Source organism: Sphingomonadaceae bacterium OTU29LAMAA1 (assembly GCA_024072375.1).
Lineage (GTDB): Bacteria > Pseudomonadota > Alphaproteobacteria > Sphingomonadales > Sphingomonadaceae > Sphingomonas.
Genome location: CP099617.1, coordinates 773,875 through 793,082 on the forward strand (window position 1 = coordinate 773,875; position 19,208 = coordinate 793,082).

Sequence of the window (19,208 nt, forward strand, 5' to 3'; positions counted from 1 at the left end):
TCCCTGCCTCGAAGGTCGATTAGCCTGCCATGTCCGTCACCACCAAAATTTGCGGCCTGTCGACACCCGCCACCATCGATGCGGCGTTGCGCCATGGTGCGACGCACATCGGGCTGGTGTTCTTTCCTCCGTCACCGCGCCACCTGGGTTTCGCCCAAGCCGAGCAACTGACGGCCCGCATTCCCGATCACGTCGGCCGGGTCGGCGTGTTCGTCGATCCGGACGACGAATGCATCGAACGCGCCCTCGTCAGCGGCCGGCTCGACGTGTTGCAACTGCACAAGGTATCGCCGGACCGCGCTGCGGCGATCCGTACGCGCACCGGCCGCGCCATATGGGCAGCCGTCGCGGTCAAGACCCGCCTCGATCTCGATGCCGCACGATCCTTTGTCGGGGCGGCTGACCGTATCCTCTACGATGCAAAGACGCCCGACGACGCCCGATTGCCCGGTGGCATGGGGCTGCGATTCGACTGGTCGCTACTCGACGATCTTCGTCATCCGCTGCCCTGGGCATTGTCGGGCGGCCTCGACCCGACGAACGTCGCTGCGGCCATCGCCCGCACCCGTGCCGATCTCGTCGACGTATCCTCGGGCGTAGAGAGCGCGCCGGGGGTCAAGGATGTGGACAAGATCGCCGCCTTCCTTAAAGCGACGCAGCCATGACAGCCTTCACCCCCGCCCCCAATTCCTTCAGGGCCCAGCCGGACGATCGCGGCCATTTCGGCGCGTTCGGCGGCCGCTACGTCGCCGAAACGCTGATGCCGCTGATCCTCGATCTGGAGCGGGAGTATCGCGCCGCCAAGGCCGATCCTGCGTTCGCCGCTCAGTTTGACGACCTGATGGAGCATTACGTCGGCCGTCCGAGCCCGCTCTACCATGCGGAGCGTCTGAGCGCTGCTATTCGCGAAGGCGGAGACGCGGGCATGGGTGCTCAGGTCTGGTTCAAGCGCGACGAGCTGAACCATACCGGCGCGCACAAGATCAACAATTGCATCGGCCAGATCCTGCTCGCCATCCGCATGGGCAAGACGCGGATCATCGCCGAGACGGGGGCGGGCCAGCATGGCGTCGCTACCGCCGCGGTCTGCGCACGCTTCGGCCTGCCCTGCGTAATCTACATGGGTGCGAAAGACGTCGTCCGTCAGCAGCCCAACGTGTTCCGGATGAAGCTGCTCGGCGCCGAAGTACGCCCGGTCACCAGCGGCGCGCAGACGCTGTCGGATGCGATGAACGAGGGCCTGCGCGACTGGGTCGCGAACGTCCACGACACCTTCTACATAATCGGCACCGCCGCCGGCCCTCACCCCTATCCGGAAATGGTCCGCGACTTCCAGAGCATCATCGGCCGCGAAGCCCGCGCGCAAATGCTCGCCCGCACCGGTCGCCTGCCCGACCTGCTGGTTGCGGCGATCGGCGGCGGATCGAACGCGATCGGCCTGTTCCACCCCTTCCTCGACGACCCCGAAGTGGGGATGCTCGGCGTCGAGGCGGCTGGCCATGGCCTTGAAGGCAGCGAACATGCCGCCAGCCTGGCGGGCGGCTTTCCCGGGGTGCTTCATGGTAATAAGACCTATTTATTGCAGGACGAGGACGGCCAGATCGCCGAAGGGCATTCGATCTCCGCCGGGCTCGATTATCCCGGTATCGGGCCCGAACACGCATGGCTGCGCGATATCGGCCGCGTCGAATACACCAACGCCACGGACACGCAGGCGCTCGACGCCTTCCAGTTGCTGTGCCGGACCGAGGGGATCATTCCCGCGCTGGAACCGGCGCATGCCATCGCGGCCGTGACGACACGCGCGCGGACGATGCGCGACGACCAGATCATCCTCGCCAATCTGTGCGGTCGCGGCGACAAGGACATCTTCACCGTCGCCGAAGCGCTGGGCGTGGCGATATGAGCGCGCGGCTGGCACGTGCCTTCGCAGAGCGGCGCCCGGCGCTGGTGACCTTCGTCACCGCTGGCGATCCGACGCCGGAGGCTACCGGGGCGATCCTCGACGCGCTGGTCGACGGCGGCGCCGACGTCATTGAACTCGGCATGCCGTTCACCGATCCGATGGCCGACGGTCCGGCGATCCAGGCGGCCAACATCCGCAGCCTCGCCGCCGGGACCCGCACGGCGGATATCCTGAAGATCGCGACCGCCTTTCGGGAGCGTCATCCCGACGTACCGCTGGTGCTGATGGGCTATGCCAATCCGATGCTGCGTCGCAGCCCCGGCTGGTTCGCCGAGGCGGCTGCCGCTGCCGGCGTCGACGGCGTCATCTGCGTCGACATCCCGCCCGAAGAGGACGACGCGCTGGGCCCCGAGCTACGCGCACGCGGCATCGATCCGATCCGTCTCGCTACACCGACGACCAATTCGGCGCGCCTGCCGCAGGTGCTGGATGGTGCCTCCGGCTTCCTCTATTACGTCTCGGTCGCCGGTATCACCGGTTTGCAACAGGCGGCGCAGGGATCGATCGACCAGGCCGTCGCCCGGCTGAAAGCATCGACCGACCTGCCGATCGCGGTCGGCTTCGGTGTCCGTACACCCGAACAGGCCGCGGCGATCGGCAAGGTCGCCGACGGTGTCGTCGTCGGCTCCGCGATCGTCGAGCTGGTCGCAACGCATGGCGCGGATGCACCAGCCGCCGTGCGGACCTATGTACAATCCTTGAGCGAGGCGCTCGCCTCCACGCGAAAGGCGCTTTCATGAGCTGGATCAGCAACGTCCGCAACGCCCTGCCGTTCGTCGCCAAGCGCGAATCGTCGGACGAGAATCTCTGGCACAAGTGCAAGGGCTGCGGTCAGATGATCTTCGCGCGCGAGCTGGAAGAGAATCTGTACGTCTGCCCCAAATGCGACCACCACGAACGGATCGGCCCGAAGCAGCGCTTCGCCCAGATCCTCGATGAGGGCAGCTGCGCGGAACTGCCGGTCCCCAAGGTTCCCGAGGATCCGCTCAAGTTCCGGGATTCCAAGCGCTACACCGATCGTCTGAAGGCAGCACGCACATCGGCGCAGGAACAGGACGCGCTGATCAACGCGCGCGGTACGATCCTGGGCCATCGCGTCGTCATGGGCGTGCAGGACTTCGCCTTCATGGGTGGATCGATGGGCCTCGCGGTCGGCGAAGCCTTCGTTCGCGGTGTCGAGGCGGCGATCAAGGACAAGGCGCCGTACGTCATCTTCACCGCTGCGGGCGGCGCACGCATGCAGGAAGGTATCCTCAGCCTGATGCAGATGCCGCGCAGCACCGTGGCGATCCAGATGCTGCACGATGCCGGTCTGCCCTATGTCGTCGTGCTGACCGATCCGACGACCGGTGGCGTTACCGCAAGCTATGCGATGCTCGGCGACGTGCAGATTTCCGAGCCGGGTGCGCTGATCGGCTTCGCTGGACAGCGGGTGATCGAGAGCACGATCCGCGAAAAGCTGCCCGAGGGATTCCAGCGCGCGGAATATCTGCTCGATCACGGCATGCTCGACATGGTGGTGCATCGCAAGCAGCTGCGCGACCGGCTGGCAACGGTGATCGGCTATCTGACCGCGGCGAAGGCGGCCTGACGCCGTCCTCGCGCAGGCGGGGACGCATAGCCACGATGTTCGCGATGATACCGGCACGTCAGCCACTAGCGATTTCCGCCCGCGCGGGCATGACGACACGAGGGTTCGGAGCAGTTGCGCGCCGAGACCGAGCGGACTGAGGACATGCCAGACCACGCCACCTCCTCCGACGCCGCCGTGCAGGCGCAGCTGGACCGATTGTGGTCGCTGTCGCCGGGCGCCGACGTGCTCGGGCTGGAACGGATCACGCAGCTGCTGGCGAGGCTGGGCGACCCGCACCACGCACTGCCGCCGGTGTTCCACGTCGCGGGGACCAACGGCAAGGGTTCGACCTGCGCCTTCCTTCGCGCGGCACTGGAGGCGGCGGGTCACGACGTCCACGTCTTTTCGAGTCCGCATCTCGTCCGCTTCAACGAACGTATACGGATCGCCGGGCGGCTGATCGACGATCCCTCGCTGGCGGCGCTGCTGGAGGAGGTGCTCGACCACAGCGATGGGATCGGTGCGAGCTTCTTCGAGATCACGACGGCCGCAGCCTTCCTCGCCTTCGCGCGGACGCCCGCCGCAGCGACGATCGTCGAGGTCGGTCTCGGCGGACGGCTGGATGCCACCAACGTCCTGCCCCGGCCGGCGGTAACCGGGATCGCGGCGCTGGGGATGGATCACGAAGCGTTCCTGGGGAACCGCATCGTCGATATCGCCGGCGAGAAGGCCGGGATCGCCAAGCGCGGCGTCCCACTGGTCACGATGAATTACCCGGCACCCAGTCGAGACCGCATCGCCGATATCGCCGCACAGGCGGGCGCGCCGGTGATCGCACGCAATGCGATGTGGTGGAGCGAGGCGGACCGGGGCACGTTGCGCTATCGCGACGCCAAATTCGCCGTGACCACGCACCGGCCCCGGCTGGTCGGGGCGCATCAGTCACGCAATCTGGCGCTCGCTATCGCCATGCTGCGCCATCAGGACGCGGTGCCGATGGGTGAGGCAGCATTGCGTGCCGCTGCGGATTGGGCGCGCTGGCCCGCGCGGATGCAGCGGCTGAATCGAGGACCGCTCCGCGACCTGCTGCCGCCGGGATGCGAGCTGTGGCTCGACGGTGCCCACAATCCCTCCGCCGCGCAGCCCGTGGCGCGCGCGTTGCGCCACATTGCGGATGGGCGTCCGGTCGTGCTCGTTCTCGGCATGCTTGCCAACAAGGATGCGGCCGGCGTCCTGCGTCTGCTCGCCCCGGCGGTATCGCGGATGATCGCCGTGCCGGTGCCCCATCACGCCTGCCATCCCCCCGCTCACCTGCGGCGGATCGCGACAGGCCTCGGGATCGCCGGCGAACCGGCGGACGACCTGCCGCAAGCCGTTGCCCGGGCGGTATCCGATGCCAATACCGATGCCGACACCGTCGTGTTGATCGCCGGTTCGCTATACCTTGCCGGCGAAGCGCTCGCCTTGAACGGCGAGGCACCGGACTGAGTGATTATTGCGATTGACTTGCAATAGCGGAGGATAGAATGTCGGCGGCGAACACAGGAGTCGCCATCATGACCGACCTCACCACTACGATCGCCGCCCTTCCCCATACGCTGCCGGCTTGTCCGAATGCCCGGATCGCGCTGTTCGCGCTTCGGCGGATGGGGGCGCACGGCCTGCATGATGCGCGTGCCAGCCATGCGATGTTCACGGCGTTCGGCCAGGATTTCCGCCGGCCGCTCGTCTTGATGCGTGCGCTGATGGCGGAGCTGGCGGGGACTGCGGCGGACACGATCGCGATCGCGCCATGTTGCTGCCCGCGGATGACCGCCGCGGAACGGACGATGCTGACCATCCTGTCGCGGGTTGAGACGGCACCGGACGCTGCGCGGCTGCTGCTCGGCGACCTGCTCGGCGTGCGGCGCGTCGATGGCGTGCTGGCGAGCGCAGCCGTCCTCGCCACCGCCTTCGCCGACGATGGCCGACCGATCTGCGCCTGAACGGTCAGGCTTGCGGGTCGTCCGCGCGCACGTCGCCGTCGCCAGCGACACCCGCGGTGCCGATCGACCGGTCGACCAGTCCGGAACGGCTCATCCACCAGAATAGCAGCACGCCGGGCAAGGCGGCAACGGTGGTGCCCCAATAGAAGTTCACATAGCCGAAGTTGTCGACCAACCGCCCTGTCGTCGTCGCGGTCAGCACGCGCCCGACGATGCTCGCTGCCGCAGAGATCAGCGCATATTGCGCGGCGGTAAAGCGGAGGTCGCAGAGCGCGGAGAAATAGGCGATGACGGTCACCCCGCCGATCCCGCTCGACATATTTTCGAACGCCATCGCCGCCGCCAGCCCGATATTGCTGTGCCCCGCCGCGGCGAGCAGCGCGAAGCTGGCGTTGGACAGCATCATCAGCACGAGGCTGAGCAGGACCGAATGCTTCAGCCCAAGGCGCGCATACAGCACACCGCCGATCGCCAGTCCCACCCAGAATGCCCAGAAACCGATCACCACGTCGTACAGCGCGATCTCGTCGTTGCTGAAACCCAGATCGTCGAGCAGCAGACGCAACGCCTGCTGCCCCAGCGTATCGCCGATCTTGTGGACGAGGATGAAGGCGAGGATGATCCACGCGCCGTGCCTGCGGAAGAATTCGGTGAACGGCCCGACGATCGAGGCGCCCAGTTCCGCCATGCCGCGGCGCCGGACCGGCGCGCGCCGGCGCCGCGGTTCGCCACGCAGCACGGCGACGATCATCGCGGGCAAGGCGAACAGCACACAGGCAAGATAGGCGACGTGCCAGTTCGATCGCGCCGCGATCACCAGCGCCAGCGATCCCGCCAGCACCGCTCCGATCTTCCAGCCATATTGCGTCATGCCGGACCCGACGCCCATCTGGTTGGGCTCCAGCGTCTCGATGCGGTACGCGTCGATGACGATGTCGTAGGTCGCACCGGCGAAACCGACCAGGATCGCGGCGACGATCGTCGCCTGCAGGTTGGCGGCCGGATCGACCAGCGCCAGGTTGATCACCGCCAGCATCACCAGCACGCCCGACAACAGGATCCACGATACCCGCTGCCCCAGACGGCCGATCACCGGCAGCCGTACGCCGTCGACCATCCATGCCCATAAGGGCTTCAGATTGTAGACGAGGAACCCGAGCGTGAACGCCGTGATCGTCGCCTTGTCGAGCCCATCCTGCTTCAGGCGGGTGGTCAGCGTGGCACCGATCATCGTGAACGCGAGCCCCGATGAAATCCCCATGAAGAACACCGCGATCGGCCCGCGTTCGGCATAGGGAGCCAGCGGCGTCAGTCGGCTGCGGATCGCGGGGGACCGGCGCATCGCGACGATCAGGAGGACGGCCAGCGCCGCGACGATCAGGAAATACAGATTGCTGCCGGTCAACATCGGCCGGACACTAGCGGGAATTTTCGCCGCGACCAGCCGGTTCGGAAACGGTCAGACGGTCGGAACGCCGAACAGGCGGAACCCCGCGGGCAGGCGCTTGTGCTTGCGCCCCGCGATCGTCGCCTCGATCGCCTCAATCGCGCCGATCAGATCACGCTGCTGATACGGTTTGTCGAGGCATCCAGCCGCCAGCGCGGCGGCTTCCGCCGGCAGATTGCCGGTCACGAACAGAACCGGCACCCCCCGTTCGCCGGCGACACGCGCGACATCCAGCCCCGAGCCATCGGCAAGATTGACATCGACGAGCACCAGATCGACCTCGGCCGCCGAACGCAGCACGTCGCGTGCATGGGCCACGCGATCCACCGTCGCGACGATCTGGTAATTCGCCTCCGTCAGCAGATGTTCGGTATCGAAGGCGATGAGCGGCTCATCCTCGACGACGAGGAGCCGGACGATCGAGCGCTTCTTCTTCCCGAACAGCATCAGCCCGCTCCCCGGCGTCACCAGATTGTTACGCCTGCGCCACATAACGCGTGCCGGCGTGATCGGGCGCAAATATTTTCGCCTGGGGGACGAATGCGCGTTATGGGCGCATCATGGCCCAGACCGCAGACCCTCGCACCGGCGACCGTATCGCCAAACTACTCGCGCGCGCAGGCGTTGCCAGCCGCCGCGAGGTCGAACGCATGATCGAGGAGGGGCGCGTCGCGCTCGATGGCAAGGTGCTGGACACGCCCGCGACCATTCTCCGGTCGCTGCAGGGCGTCACCGTCGATGGCCAGCCGGTCGCCCTGTCCGAGCCGACGCGGCTGTTCCTGTACCACAAGCCGACCGGCCTGCTGGTGACGGAACGCGATCCCAAGGGGCGGCCGACGATCTACGACCGGCTGCCCCGCGACCTTCCAAGGCTGGTGCCGGTCGGTCGGCTCGATCTCAACACCGAAGGGCTGTTGTTGCTGACCACCGACGGCGGCTTCAAGCGGCAGCTCGAGCTCCCCTCCACCGGCGTCGAACGCAGCTATCGCGCGCGCGCCTATGGCAACGTGACCCAGCAACAGCTGGAGGAACTGGCCGAGGGTGTGGAAATCGAGGGCGTGCGCTACGGCTCGATCGATGCCAATATCGAACGGCGTACCGGTGCGAACGTCTGGATCGAGGTCACGATTACCGAGGGCAAGAACCGCGAAGTGCGGCGGGTGCTCGAATATCTGGGCTTGCAGGTCAGCCGGTTGATCCGCACCCGCTACGGCCCGTTCGTGCTCGGCGACCTGCCCGTCGGCGGGGTCGGCGAGGTCAAGCAGCACGAGGTCGTCGCCTTCCGCCGCACGCTGAAGGGCGGTGCGCCCGACGAGCCCGTGGTCGAGGCACCACGCGACGGCTTCCGCTCGGCACCGACGGTCGATCGCAGCGCCCGGGCGCGCACCCGCGTCGAGCAGGCGCCCCGACCCGTCACGCCCGCCCGCAAGCCGGAGACCTTCAAGCCCCGGCGCGAACCAGAGCGCACGGGAGAGGTCGCTCGCGCGGGCTTCCGCAAGGCTGCGACGACGGATCGCGCCGCCCGATCGCGCGACCGCGGTGAACCGATGCCGAACGCGCGCGAGGCGCAGGAGCGGCCCTCCCGCGCACGACCTGCCGTCGAGGGCCAGGGCCGCCGCGCACCCCGGCGCAGCGACGCCGAGGCCAGCGGCGTGGCGGCACGTCCGGCGAAACTGGGTGGTCGGCCGAACCGCGACGGGGCCCCGACGCGTGACGATCGCTCCGCTTCGTCCGGTCGCCGCGACCGGACGCCATCGGACCGCGACGCGCCGCGTAGCAGCCCGCCCGGAAATGGCGGGCCGCGTTCGCCGAAGCCCGGTGCACGTCCGCCACGGCGCGACGGACCATTCTCGGGTGGTGCGCCCCGGCCTGCTACGCCCGGCGGCCGTCCTCCGCGGGGTCGCCGTCCATGAGGGTCATCGCCGGACAATGGCGCGGCCGTCCGCTGGTCGCGCCCAAGGGTGACGCGACCCGCCCGACCGCCGATCGCACCCGCGAGGCATTGTTTTCGATGCTGACCAGCAGGCTCGGCAGTTTCGAGGGGCTGGCGGTCGCCGATCTGTTCGCGGGGTCGGGCGCGCTCGGGATCGAGGCACTGTCGCGTGGTGCGGGGTCATGCCTGTTCGTCGAGCAGGATGGCGCGGCACTGGATGCGCTGAAGGCCAATCTCGCCAAACTCGGCACCCGCGCCGATGTGCGTGCGGGTTCGGTGATGGCGCTCGGCCCGGCGAGCGCGCCGCTGGACCTCATCATGATGGACCCGCCCTATGGCACGGGCGCAGGACTGGTCGCCCTCGACAAGCTTGCTCGTCTCGGCTGGATCGGTCCGGCGACGTGGGTGAGCCTCGAGACCGCCAAGCCGGAGGAGGTCTCGCCCGCAGGGTTCACCGTCGATGCGAGCCGCGTGCACGGCAAGGCCCGCCTCACCCTGCTGCGTCAGCTCTGATCCGTATGTCCGCGTAACAGCGCCAGCCCGCCCAGACTGAGCAGACCTGCACCGACCAGATACAAGCCGATCCAATTCAGTCCGCGCGGTGCCAGCGCCTCCGCCGCCAATGGCGCCAGCGCCCCGCCGATGATGCCCCCCAGATTGAATGTCATCGACACGCCGGTGTAGCGTACGCCGGCGGGGAACAGGCTCGGTAGCCAGCCACCGAGCGGCCCATAAGCGAACCCCATGACGAACAGGGCGAAGGCCAGCCAGAGGAAGATCACGAACAGCGATCCCGCGCCCAGCATCGGCCCCATCAGGACGCCGGCGACGATACAGCCGAGGAAGCCGATCACCAGCATCCGTTGCGCACCCGTGCGATCCGCGATCACGCTCGCGACGATCACGCCCGCGGCCAGAAACAGGATCGCAGCCAGTTCGACACCCAGCATCGCCTGCCGGCCATAGCCCAGCGTCCTGGTGCCATAGCCGAGCGTGAACGCCGTCGCGAGATAGAAGAGCGCGAAGCAGGCGACCACACCGCCCGTCCCCGCCAGCAGCGCACGACCGTGATGACGGATCAGGGTCGCGATCGGCACCTTGGGCAGTGCCTCCGCCTGCGACGCCTCGATGAACACCGGCGTCTCGGTCAGCTTCAGCCGCACCCACAATCCCAGCGCGACCAGCACCGCGCTGACGAGGAACGGCAGGCGCCAGCCCCAGTCGCGAAACTGCTCCTCGCTCAGGATCAGTCCCAGGATCAGGAACAGCCCGTTCGCCATGATGAAGCCGACAGGCGCCCCCAGCGGCGGGAACATCCCCCAGGTGTTGCGGCGATGCGGCGGCGCATTCTCCACCGCCAGCAACGCCGCCCCGCCCCATTCGCCGCCAAGGCCCAGCCCCTGCCCCAGCCGCATCAGGCACAGCAGCATCGGCGCCACCCATCCGACCGAGGCATAGGTCGGCAGGAATGAGATCGCGACGGTCGATCCGCCCATCAGCATCAGGCTGGCGACCAGCGTCGACTTGCGCCCCACCCGATCGCCGAAATGCCCGAACACGATCGCCCCGATCGGCCGCGCGACGAAGGCGAGGCCGAAACTGGCGTAACTCAGCATCTGCTGCGCGGTCCCGCTCTCCGCCGGGAAGAACAACATGCCGAACACCAGCGCCGCGGCGGTCGCGTAGATATAGAAGTCGTAGAATTCGACGGCAGTGCCGACCAGACTGGCGGTGAGAATGCGGCGCGGGGACGCGGACGGTGCGACGATCTGGCTCATATTCGCACCCTAACCGCGAAATAATGGGAGCGGGCAACATTCTTGAAATCCGTTCGCAACAATCCGCGCCTAGAAAGGGGTTGTCGCTGCTCCTCTCCCCCTGTGGGTAGCGACGCGCCGGTCGCCTCCCCTGTCGACCGGCTCTCCCTGAACTACGGGGCGGTCGCTCAAGCGGCTGCCCCGATTTTTCACGGGTTCTCCAGCGATCTCGATCGGCGCGCGTACGGATCGGGGTTGCCCGCATCGTCGCCGTTCCCTACCTGTTCACCGGTGACCGATACCGCCACCCACCTGCAAGATCCGCCCTATCTCAAGGGCCTGAACCCGCCGCAGCGCGAGGCCGTGCTGACCACCGAAGGCCCGGTGTTGATGCTGGCCGGCGCCGGTACCGGCAAGACCGCCGCGTTGACCGCACGACTGGCGCATCTGCTCTTTACCCGCAAGGCGTGGCCGTCCGAGATCCTGAGTGTCACCTTCACCAACAAGGCCGCACGCGAAATGCGCGAACGCGTCGGCCGACTGGTCGGCGATGCGGTGGAAGGCATGCCGTGGCTCGGCACCTTTCACGCTATCGGCGCCAAGATGCTGCGTCGGCATGCGGAACTGGTCGGGCTGCAATCCAACTTCACCATACTCGACACCGACGACCAGTTGCGCTTGCTGAAGCAGTTGATCGTCGCCGCCGACCTCGATGAAAAACGCTTTCCCGCGCGTAGCCTCGCGGGCCTGATCGACGACTGGAAGAACAAGGGGCTGGTGCCCGCCGACATCGATGCCGGCGAAAGCGAGCGCTATGCCAACGGGCGTGGCGGCGAATTATACGCGCAATATCAGACTCGGCTGAAGACTCTGAACGCCTGCGATTTCGGCGACCTGCTGCTTCACATGCTGACGATCCTGAAGACGCGTCCCGACGTGCTGCGGATGTATCAGGAACGCTTCAAATACATCATGGTGGACGAGTATCAGGACACCAACGTCGTTCAGTATCTGTGGCTGCGGCTGCTGGCGCAGCAGCGCAAGAACATCGCCTGCGTCGGCGACGACGATCAGTCGATCTACTCGTGGCGCGGCGCTCAGGTCGAGAACATCCTGAAGTTCGAGAAGGATTTTCCGGGCGCAACGGTCATCAAGCTCGAACAGAATTACCGGTCGACCCCGCATATTCTGGGTGCCGCCTCGGGCGTGATCGCCAACAACGGCGGACGACTCGGGAAGACGCTGTGGACCGAACTCGATGCGGGTGAAAAGGTCCGCGTTCTCGGCGTCTGGGATGGTCCGGAAGAGGCACGCCGGGTCGGCGAGGAGATCGAGGCCTGCCAGCGTAATGGCAAGACGCTGGACGACATCGCCATCCTCGTTCGCGCGCAGCACCAGACGCGCGAGTTCGAGGATCGCTTCATCGCGATCGGCATGCCCTATCGCATCGTCGGCGGCTTCCGCTTCTACGAGCGCGCCGAAATCCGCGATGCCCTCGCCTATCTGCGCATCGTCAACCAGCCGTCCGACGACCTTGCGTTCGAACGCATCGTCAACGTTCCCAAGCGTGGGCTCGGCGACAAGGCGCTGGCCAAGATCCACCAGCTTGCCCGGATCGAGGGCGTGCCGCTGACGATCGCATCGGCGCGCATTCTGGATACGGACGAACTCACACCGCAGGCCCGACGCGCGCTCGGCAATCTGGTCGGGGATATCGCCCGGTGGCGCGACCGGGCACGCGACCTGCCCCATGCCGAACTCGCCCGCCAGCTGCTCGACGAAAGCGGGTACACCGCGATGTGGCAGGCGGAGAAGTCGGTCGAGGCATCTGGCCGCCTCGAGAATCTGTCCGAGCTCGTCCGCGCGATGGAGGAATATGAATCGCTGGGCGCGTTCCTCGAACACGTCAGCCTCGTCATGGACAAGGAAGGCGGCGCGCAGGACCCGCAGGTGACGATCATGACGATCCACGCCGCCAAGGGACTGGAATACGACACGGTCTTCCTCGTCGGCTGGGAGGAAGGACTGTTCCCCTCGCAACGATCGCTGGACGAAGGCGGGACGAAGAGCCTGGAGGAGGAACGCCGCCTCGCCTATGTCGCGATCACCCGGGCGCGGCGCCGCGCGGTCATCCTGCATGCGTCCAACCGGCGGATATACGGGCAATGGACGTCGAGCATTCCCAGCCGCTTCGTCGGCGAACTCCCGCCCGAGCACACCGATTCGGAAACGACGATGTCGGGCGGTGAAAGCCTGTGGCGCGCCAACTGGAGCGAGCGGGCGGACCCGTTCGCCGATGTCGGCCGTGGCACCGGTCGCGGCCCGGGCTGGCAGCGTGCGGCGGGAGCGGGTTCGAACTTCACAACTGCTCCCACACGGCTGGTCGAAAGCCGGTCGAGTGCGGTCAGCATCGGTAACAAAGGCCGAAGCGACCTGTCGGTCGGCTTGCGCGTCTTTCACCAGAAGTTCGGCTATGGTGCGATCGCGGAAATCGAGGGCAACAAGCTGGAGATCGATTTCGAAGCCGCCGGGCGCAAGCGCGTAATGGACAGCTTCGTCACGCTCGGTTGAGGCGACCGATGCGGCCGCACGAATTTAGCCGAACCATCACTTACGTGTCCGTCAGTTCGAACGCAGCGAAGTGGCCCGGGATCCTGCGAGGTCCCGGGCCGATCCGCTGCGCTTGCAGAGACAGTTTATCCTCGCAGGCTGGACGCGGCGCGGGCCTTCGCTTCGACGTCGGCGATCGAGCCGCCCGTTACCCAGCTGCCACCGACGCAGAGTACCGGCTTGAATGCCAGCCAGTCGGGCGCGGAGGCTTCGGTGATCCCGCCGGTGGGGCAGAAGCGGCACTGGTAGAATGGAGCGGCGAGTGCCTTCAGCGCCTTCAGCCCGCCCGAGGTTTCGGCGGGAAAGAACTTGAAGTGGGTCAGGCCGAGGTCAAGGCCGCGCATGATGTCGCCCGCGGTCGCGGTGCCCGGCAAATAGGCGACGCCAGCGTCGAGGATCGGTCGCGCCAGCCGTTCGGTCAAACCGGGCGAGACGATGAATTCGACGCCCGCATCGATCACATCGCGCGCCTGCGCCTCGTTGACGACGGTACCGGCGCCGACAATCGCGCCGGGGACCTTCCTCATCTCGGCGATCGCTTCCATCGCCGCACCTGTGCGGAGGGTGACTTCGAGCACCTTCAGGCCGCCGGCTACCAGCGCCTCGGCCAGCGGACGGGCGGTGGCGGCGTCGTCGATCACCAGCACCGGGATGACGGCGCTGGTCTGCATGATAGTCGCGATATCGGTCACGATGCGTGCTGCCTTTCTAAGCGTGTTCTTGGGCAAAAGCGGCCGCGGCACCGAACAGGCCCGGCTGCGGGTGGGTAATGAGCTTGACGGGAATGCCCGCCATCAAAGTCTGAAACCGGCCCTTGGCCTGAAAGCGCTGGTCGAAGCCGGAGCGGATCAGTTTGTCCTTGATCCGCAGGCCGAGCCCACCCGCGATCACCACGCCCTTCGCGCCATGCGCCAGCGCGAGGTCGCCCGCCACCGCGCCTAGCGCGAGGCAGAAGCGGTCGAGCGCGGCGAGCGCGATCGAATCGGTGCCTTCGATCGCTTCAGTCCAGATCGTCTTGTCGTCGCGGCTGGGTACGGCGCGCCCCTCCATCTCGGCGAGCGTTTCGTAGATCGCGACGATACCGGGACCGGAGCAGATGCGCTCGGCGGAGACGCGCGTGTAGGTGCGACGGAGGCGCTTGACGAAGGCGTCCTCGATCCCGTCGAGTGGCGCGTAATCGACGTGCCCTCCCTCGGTCGGGAGAACATGGTAGCGGCCATCGGTCTTGAAGACCTGCGCCACGCCAAGCCCGGTGCCGGGTCCGCAGACGGTGGTGACGCCCTGCGCCGGCAGTGCGTTGTCCGGACCACAGAGATGTTCGAAATGCTCGCCCGGCAATTGCGCCACGGCGTGGCCTACCGCGCCGAAATCGTTGATGACGGTGTAGACATCGGCCCCCAGCCGTTCGGGGATCAGCGAGGGGCGGATCACCCACGGATTGTTAGTCAGACGGATGATGTCGCCAGTGATGGGCGAGGCGACGGAGATCGCCGCCGCCTTGGGGAGCGGGGTGCAGTGACGGGCGGCGAACGCCTGCCATGCGGTCTGCAGGCTGGCGTGTTCCGCGGTCTTCAGCGTGACCGGTTCGCCGAGCGCGACGACGTGGCCGTCCTCCACTTCCGCAATGGCGAAGCGGGCGTGGGTGCCGCCGATGTCGACGCTGACGAGTTGCATTACCTATCCTCTCCAATCACCGCTTCTTGTACTCCTGCGAAGGCGGGAGGCCCAGAGTTCCGAGCGCATCGCTGCTGGCCTTGGGCTCCTGCCTTCGCAGGAGCACGGTCCGCTACAACCCCGCTGCCGCCAGCATGCCCGATGCGCCCTTTTCGGCCTCGTCAGCCAGTCCGCGGAACATGCCGAACAGCTCGCGGCCCATGCCGGTGGCCGCGCCCGGCGCATCGCATAACGGACGCTCCAGCCATTCCGCGGCATCGACCAGCGCGTCGAGCCGACCGTTGACCGCATCGACGCGGATGATGTCGCCATCACGAATCTTGCCGATCGCGCCGTTGCCCAGCGCTTCCGGCGAACAATGGATCGCGCAGGGCACCTTGCCGCTGGCGCCCGACATGCGGCCATCTGTCACGAGCGCAACCTTGAAGCCGCGGTTCTGCAGCACGCCCAGCGGTGGGGTCAGCTTGTGCAGTTCGGGCATGCCGTTGGCGCGGGGACCCTGGAAGCGGACGACGACGACGACGTCCTGTTCCAGCTCGCCGCGCTTGAACGCCTCGATCACGTCGAGCTGGTCGTGGAAGACGCGCGCCGGCGCCTCGATCACCCAGCGCTCGCGGTCGACCGCGGATACCTTGATGCACGACCGGCCGATGTTGCCGGCGAGGATGCGCATGCCGCCGTCGGGGGAGAAGGCTTCGGCGACCGGGCGGAGGATGCTGGTGTCGCCGCTGTCGCCGACCGGCTCCCACGCGAGCTGGTCGTCGGCGATCACCGGCTTTTCCGCATAGGCGGACAGATCGTCGCCGGTGACGGTGGTGATGTCGCCGTGCAGCAGGCTGGCGGAGAGCAGTTCCCTGATCACAAAGGGCATGCCGCCCGCCGCCTCGAACGCGTTCACGTCCGCCGATCCGTTGGGATAGACGCGGGCGATCAGCGGCACCGCGCGGCTGAGGCGGTCGAAATCCTCCCAGTCGATGACAATCCCGGCGGCGCGGGCGATGGCGGGAACGTGCAGCAGATGGTTGGTCGACCCGCCGGTGGCGAGCAGCCCGACGGCGGCGTTGACGATCGCCTTTTCGTCGACACAATGGCCGAGTGGACGGTAATCGTCGCCGCGCCAGCCTATCTTCGCCAGCCGGTGGACGGCGGCGCGGGTGAGTTCCTGACGCAGTTTGGTGCCCGGATTGACAAAGGCGGAGCCGGGCATGTGCAGGCCCATCACCTCCATCATCATCTGGTTGGTGTTGGCAGTGCCGTAGAAGGTACAGGTGCCCTTGCCGTGATACGCCTGTATCTCGGCATCCAGCAGCTCCTCGCGGCCCGCCTTCCCTTCAGCATAGGCCTCGCGCACCGCCGCCTTGGCCTTGTTGGCAAGGCCGGACGGCATCGGCCCGCCGGGGATCAACACCATCGGCAGATGGCCGAAGCGCAGCGCCCCCATCAGCAGCCCCGGTACGATCTTGTCACAGATACCGAGCAGCGCCGCGCCTTCGAACGTGCCATGGCTGAGCGCAACTGCGGTCGACAGCGCGATCGTGTCTCGGCTGAACAGCGACAGCTCCATGCCGGGATAGCCTTGCGTCACGCCGTCGCACATCGCCGGTACGCCGCCAGCGACCTGCGCCGTAGCGCCGACCTCGCGCGCCCAGACCTTCATCAACTCGGGGTAGCGGTAATAGACCGCGTGCGCCGACAGCATGTCGTTATAGGCGGTGACGATGCCTATGTTCATGCCGGTATCGGCACGCAGCGTGTCGCGGTCCTCCTCGGTCCCCGCATAGGCGTGCGCCAGATTGGCGCAGCCGAGTTGCGGACGACGGGCGCCGTTATCGCGTTCCCGATCGATCAGCGCGAGATAGGCGGCGCGGCTCTCCCTCGATCGCTCGATGATCCGGTCGGTGACGGCGGAGACTTCGGAGTTCATGGCGCGGGTCCCGGGGAGGAGTGCGATGGAGGGAGGCTCAGGGGGCCCAGTGGATGTCGACGGGCAGTTCCGCGTCCGCGAGCACGCGACCGATCGGATAGGGCGAGGACGGCCCCTGATCGATCGCGCGTTCGATGACGTCGCGTTTGCCCTGTCCAGTGACCGCAATCATCAGCGCGCGCGCCGTGACGATGCCTTCGCGGCTGAGGGTCACGCGGGCGACAGGTGCCTCGGAAGGCAGCGGGTCGGGCATGACGCCGAGTGCGCGTCGCTCCTTTGGTCCGGCCAGCGCCTCGTCGAAATCGGGGCCGGGGAAGATCGATGCGGTATGCCCGTCCCCACCGACGCCGAGCAGGCACAGGTCGAGCGGCCAGTGCAGATCCTGCATCAGCGCGTCCGCCGAACGACCGGCACTTTTGTAATCGGCGGTCGCCTGCGGAACGATCGGCATGACCCGCGCGCCCTTGGGGATGAAGGCCTTGGCAATCATCGTGACGTTGGACAGCGCATCACCCAACGGCACGATGCGCTCGTCGGTCGGGACGATCGTCACCCGCTTCCAGTCGAGCTTCGCCTTGGCGAGCTTTTCATAGATCGGGACCGGAGTCTTGCCGCCCGACAGCGCGATCACCGCCGCGCCGCGCGCATCGATCGCCGCCTCAATGATGAACTGGATATCACCGGCGACGGCGTTGGCCATTTCGGCCGCGTCGTCATAATCCCACCATTCGATTTCGCTCATCCGTGTGTTCTCTCGTGTTCTGCGCGTATGGTCGAGCACCCGATAGACCCGGTGTGCCCGCAAGGTAAGTGGCCCCGCATACGTATGGGGGAAGGTTTTGAGCGGTCGTTTGGTTCTGCAAACGCAGGCTCAATCGTCCTGCCAGGTCACCCCGTCGCGCTCGGTGAGGCCGATCGCGCCAGCCGGCCCCCAGGTGCCGGCGGTGTAATGCTTGGGCTTGGTCTTGTTCGCCTCCCAGCCGGCGCGGATGGCGTCGATCCAGGTCCACTGCGCCTCCACCTCGTCGCGGCGGACGAATAACGTCTGGTCCCCTTCGATCAGGTCGAGCAGCAAGCGCTCGTAGGCGATGCGGCGCCGGGATCCGGCGAATTCGGCGTCCAGGCTCAGGTTCAGCGGTACTTCGCGCAGGCGCACACCCTCGCGATCGAGCCCGGGTTCCTTGGTCATCACCAGCAACTGGACATATTCCTCGGGCTGCAGGCGGATCACCAGCGTGTTGGGCTGGAGCAGACCGCCGCGACCGCGGAACATCGAATGCGGCACAGGCTTGAACTGGATCGCGATCTCGCTGCGACGCTTCGCCATGCGCTTGCCGGTGCGCAGGTAGAAGGGCACGCCTTGCCAGCGCCAGTTGTCGATATGCGCCTTGATCGCGACGAACGTCTCGACGTTGCTGTCATAGCCAAGCTCGTCGTCATAGCCCTTCACGACCTTGCCGCCAACGGCGCCTTCTTCATACTGGCCGGTCACGGTGCATTGTTGCACGGCCTCGGCTTCGATCTTGCGCATCGATCGGAAAACTTTGGCTTTTTCGTCGCGGATCGCAGTGCCGTCGTACAAGGCCGGCGGTTCCATGGCGATCAGCGCGACCAGCTGGAGCATGTGGTTGGCGACCATGTCGCGCAACGCACCGGCGCCCTCGTAATAACCGGCGCGATCCTCGAGACCGACAGTCTCGGCGATCGTGATCTGGACGTTGTCGATCCCTTGTGCGTTCCAGATCGGCTCGAACATCGAGTTGCCGAAGCGTAACGCCAGAATGTTCTGGACCGTTTCCTTGCCGAGGTAATGGTCGATACGGAAGATGCGGTCTTCCGGGAAGACGGAGGCAACGGTGTCGTTGATCTCCTTGCTCGAGCCCAGATCATAGCCAAGCGGCTTTTCCAGGCCGATGCGCACCGTATCCCCGGCAAGGCCGACGCTTTTCAGCCCCTTCACCGCCGGTTCGAACAGCGATGGCGCCGTCGACAGATAGATGGCGAGACCGCAGGAGACGTCGCCGACCTTTTCGGCCAACGCCTGATACGTCGACTGATCCGACAGATCGACCGATTGGTAGAAGATGCGATCGAGGAATCCCGACAGGGCACCTTCGTCCTTGCGATCGGCCGGCAGGAACTCGTCCAGCGCCTTCTTGGCGAAGTCGCGAAAACCGGCATCGTCGAGGTCGCTGCGTGCCGAACCGGTGATCGTCAGCCCATCCGGCAGCAGGCCGTCGGCGTGCAAGCCATAGAGAGAGGGCAGCAGCATGCGCTGCGCGAGGTCACCGGTCGCTCCGAACAGGAGCAGCTTGCCGACGGGATTGCGCTGCATGACG

General features: G+C 66.7%; 17 protein-coding genes. 9 read left to right on the top strand and 8 right to left on the bottom strand.

Annotation, left to right across the window (positions count from 1 at the left end; all coding sequences use genetic code 11):
* The first annotated feature begins 29 nt into the window (after positions 1–29).
* The 6 genes from NF699_03960 to NF699_03985 all read left to right on the top strand — a co-directional run bounded on the left by NF699_03960 (position 30) and on the right by NF699_03985 (position 5,524).
* Entirely contained in the window at positions 30–665 is a 636-nt protein-coding gene (locus NF699_03960) for a phosphoribosylanthranilate isomerase (protein USU05859.1), read from the top strand.
* Positions 662–1,906, top strand: a complete 1,245-nt coding sequence (trpB, locus tag NF699_03965) for a tryptophan synthase subunit beta (GenBank protein USU05860.1) — start codon at positions 662–664, stop codon at positions 1,904–1,906. The genes NF699_03960 and trpB overlap by 4 nt, the downstream gene beginning before the upstream one ends.
* Positions 1,903–2,706, top strand: a complete 804-nt coding sequence (gene trpA / locus NF699_03970; GenBank protein ID USU05861.1) for a tryptophan synthase subunit alpha — start codon at positions 1,903–1,905, stop codon at positions 2,704–2,706. Before trpB ends, trpA begins: the two co-directional genes overlap by 4 nt.
* Positions 2,703–3,557 (top strand): acetyl-CoA carboxylase, carboxyltransferase subunit beta, encoded by an 855-nt coding sequence (gene accD, locus NF699_03975; protein ID USU05862.1) that lies wholly within the window; start codon positions 2,703–2,705, stop codon positions 3,555–3,557. The genes trpA and accD overlap by 4 nt, the downstream gene beginning before the upstream one ends.
* Positions 3,558–3,701: 144 nt before the next feature.
* Complete coding sequence (locus NF699_03980) at positions 3,702–5,027, top strand: bifunctional folylpolyglutamate synthase/dihydrofolate synthase (GenBank protein ID USU05863.1); 1,326 nt, start codon at positions 3,702–3,704, stop codon at positions 5,025–5,027.
* Positions 5,028–5,095: 68 nt separating this feature from the next.
* A complete protein-coding gene (locus NF699_03985; protein USU05864.1) occupies positions 5,096–5,524 on the top strand; it encodes a hypothetical protein in 429 nt (142 codons plus the stop codon).
* Positions 5,525–5,528: 4 nt separating this feature from the next.
* Here NF699_03985 and NF699_03990 read toward each other — a convergent pair whose 3' ends face one another.
* A complete protein-coding gene (locus tag NF699_03990; GenBank protein USU06983.1) occupies positions 5,529–6,866 on the bottom strand; it encodes an MFS transporter in 1,338 nt (445 codons plus the stop codon).
* 117 nt (positions 6,867–6,983) lie between these two features.
* Positions 6,984–7,418 (bottom strand): response regulator, encoded by a 435-nt coding sequence (locus tag NF699_03995; protein ID USU06984.1) that lies wholly within the window; start codon positions 7,416–7,418, stop codon positions 6,984–6,986.
* A 203-nt stretch (positions 7,419–7,621) separates the two neighbouring features.
* On the opposite strand from NF699_03995, the gene NF699_04000 reads away from it, so the two are divergent.
* Positions 7,622–8,884, top strand: coding sequence for a pseudouridine synthase (locus NF699_04000; protein ID USU06985.1), 1,263 nt, complete (start codon positions 7,622–7,624; stop codon positions 8,882–8,884).
* Positions 8,881–9,417, top strand: a complete 537-nt coding sequence (rsmD, locus tag NF699_04005) for a 16S rRNA (guanine(966)-N(2))-methyltransferase RsmD (protein ID USU05865.1) — start codon at positions 8,881–8,883, stop codon at positions 9,415–9,417. The genes NF699_04000 and rsmD overlap by 4 nt, the downstream gene beginning before the upstream one ends.
* Here rsmD and NF699_04010 read toward each other — a convergent pair.
* Entirely contained in the window at positions 9,408–10,682 is a 1,275-nt protein-coding gene (locus NF699_04010; protein ID USU05866.1) for an MFS transporter, read from the bottom strand. The genes rsmD and NF699_04010 overlap by 10 nt on opposite strands.
* Before the next feature lie 270 nt (positions 10,683–10,952).
* On the opposite strand from NF699_04010, the gene NF699_04015 reads away from it, so the two are divergent.
* Positions 10,953–13,232, top strand: a complete 2,280-nt coding sequence (locus tag NF699_04015) for a UvrD-helicase domain-containing protein (GenBank protein USU05867.1) — start codon at positions 10,953–10,955, stop codon at positions 13,230–13,232.
* Positions 13,233–13,357: 125 nt separating this feature from the next.
* Here NF699_04015 and eda read toward each other — a convergent pair whose 3' ends face one another.
* The 5 genes from eda to zwf form a co-directional block, all read right to left on the bottom strand.
* Positions 13,358–13,942 (bottom strand): bifunctional 4-hydroxy-2-oxoglutarate aldolase/2-dehydro-3-deoxy-phosphogluconate aldolase, encoded by a 585-nt coding sequence (gene eda / locus NF699_04020; protein USU05868.1) that lies wholly within the window; start codon positions 13,940–13,942, stop codon positions 13,358–13,360.
* Between the two features lie 37 nt (positions 13,943–13,979).
* Positions 13,980–14,945, bottom strand: a complete 966-nt coding sequence (glk, locus tag NF699_04025) for a glucokinase (protein USU05869.1) — start codon at positions 14,943–14,945, stop codon at positions 13,980–13,982.
* A 112-nt stretch (positions 14,946–15,057) separates the two neighbouring features.
* Positions 15,058–16,869: a phosphogluconate dehydratase gene (gene edd, locus NF699_04030; GenBank protein ID USU05870.1), complete on the bottom strand. Its 1,812-nt coding sequence runs from the start codon at positions 16,867–16,869 to the stop codon at positions 15,058–15,060.
* A 37-nt stretch (positions 16,870–16,906) separates the two neighbouring features.
* Positions 16,907–17,611 (bottom strand): 6-phosphogluconolactonase, encoded by a 705-nt coding sequence (gene pgl, locus NF699_04035; protein USU05871.1) that lies wholly within the window; start codon positions 17,609–17,611, stop codon positions 16,907–16,909.
* A gap of 129 nt (positions 17,612–17,740) precedes the next feature.
* On the bottom strand, positions 17,741–19,204 hold the full coding sequence (zwf, locus tag NF699_04040) for a glucose-6-phosphate dehydrogenase (protein USU06986.1): 1,464 nt from the start codon (positions 19,202–19,204) through the stop codon (positions 17,741–17,743).
* Between the last annotated feature and the right edge of the window lie 4 nt (positions 19,205–19,208).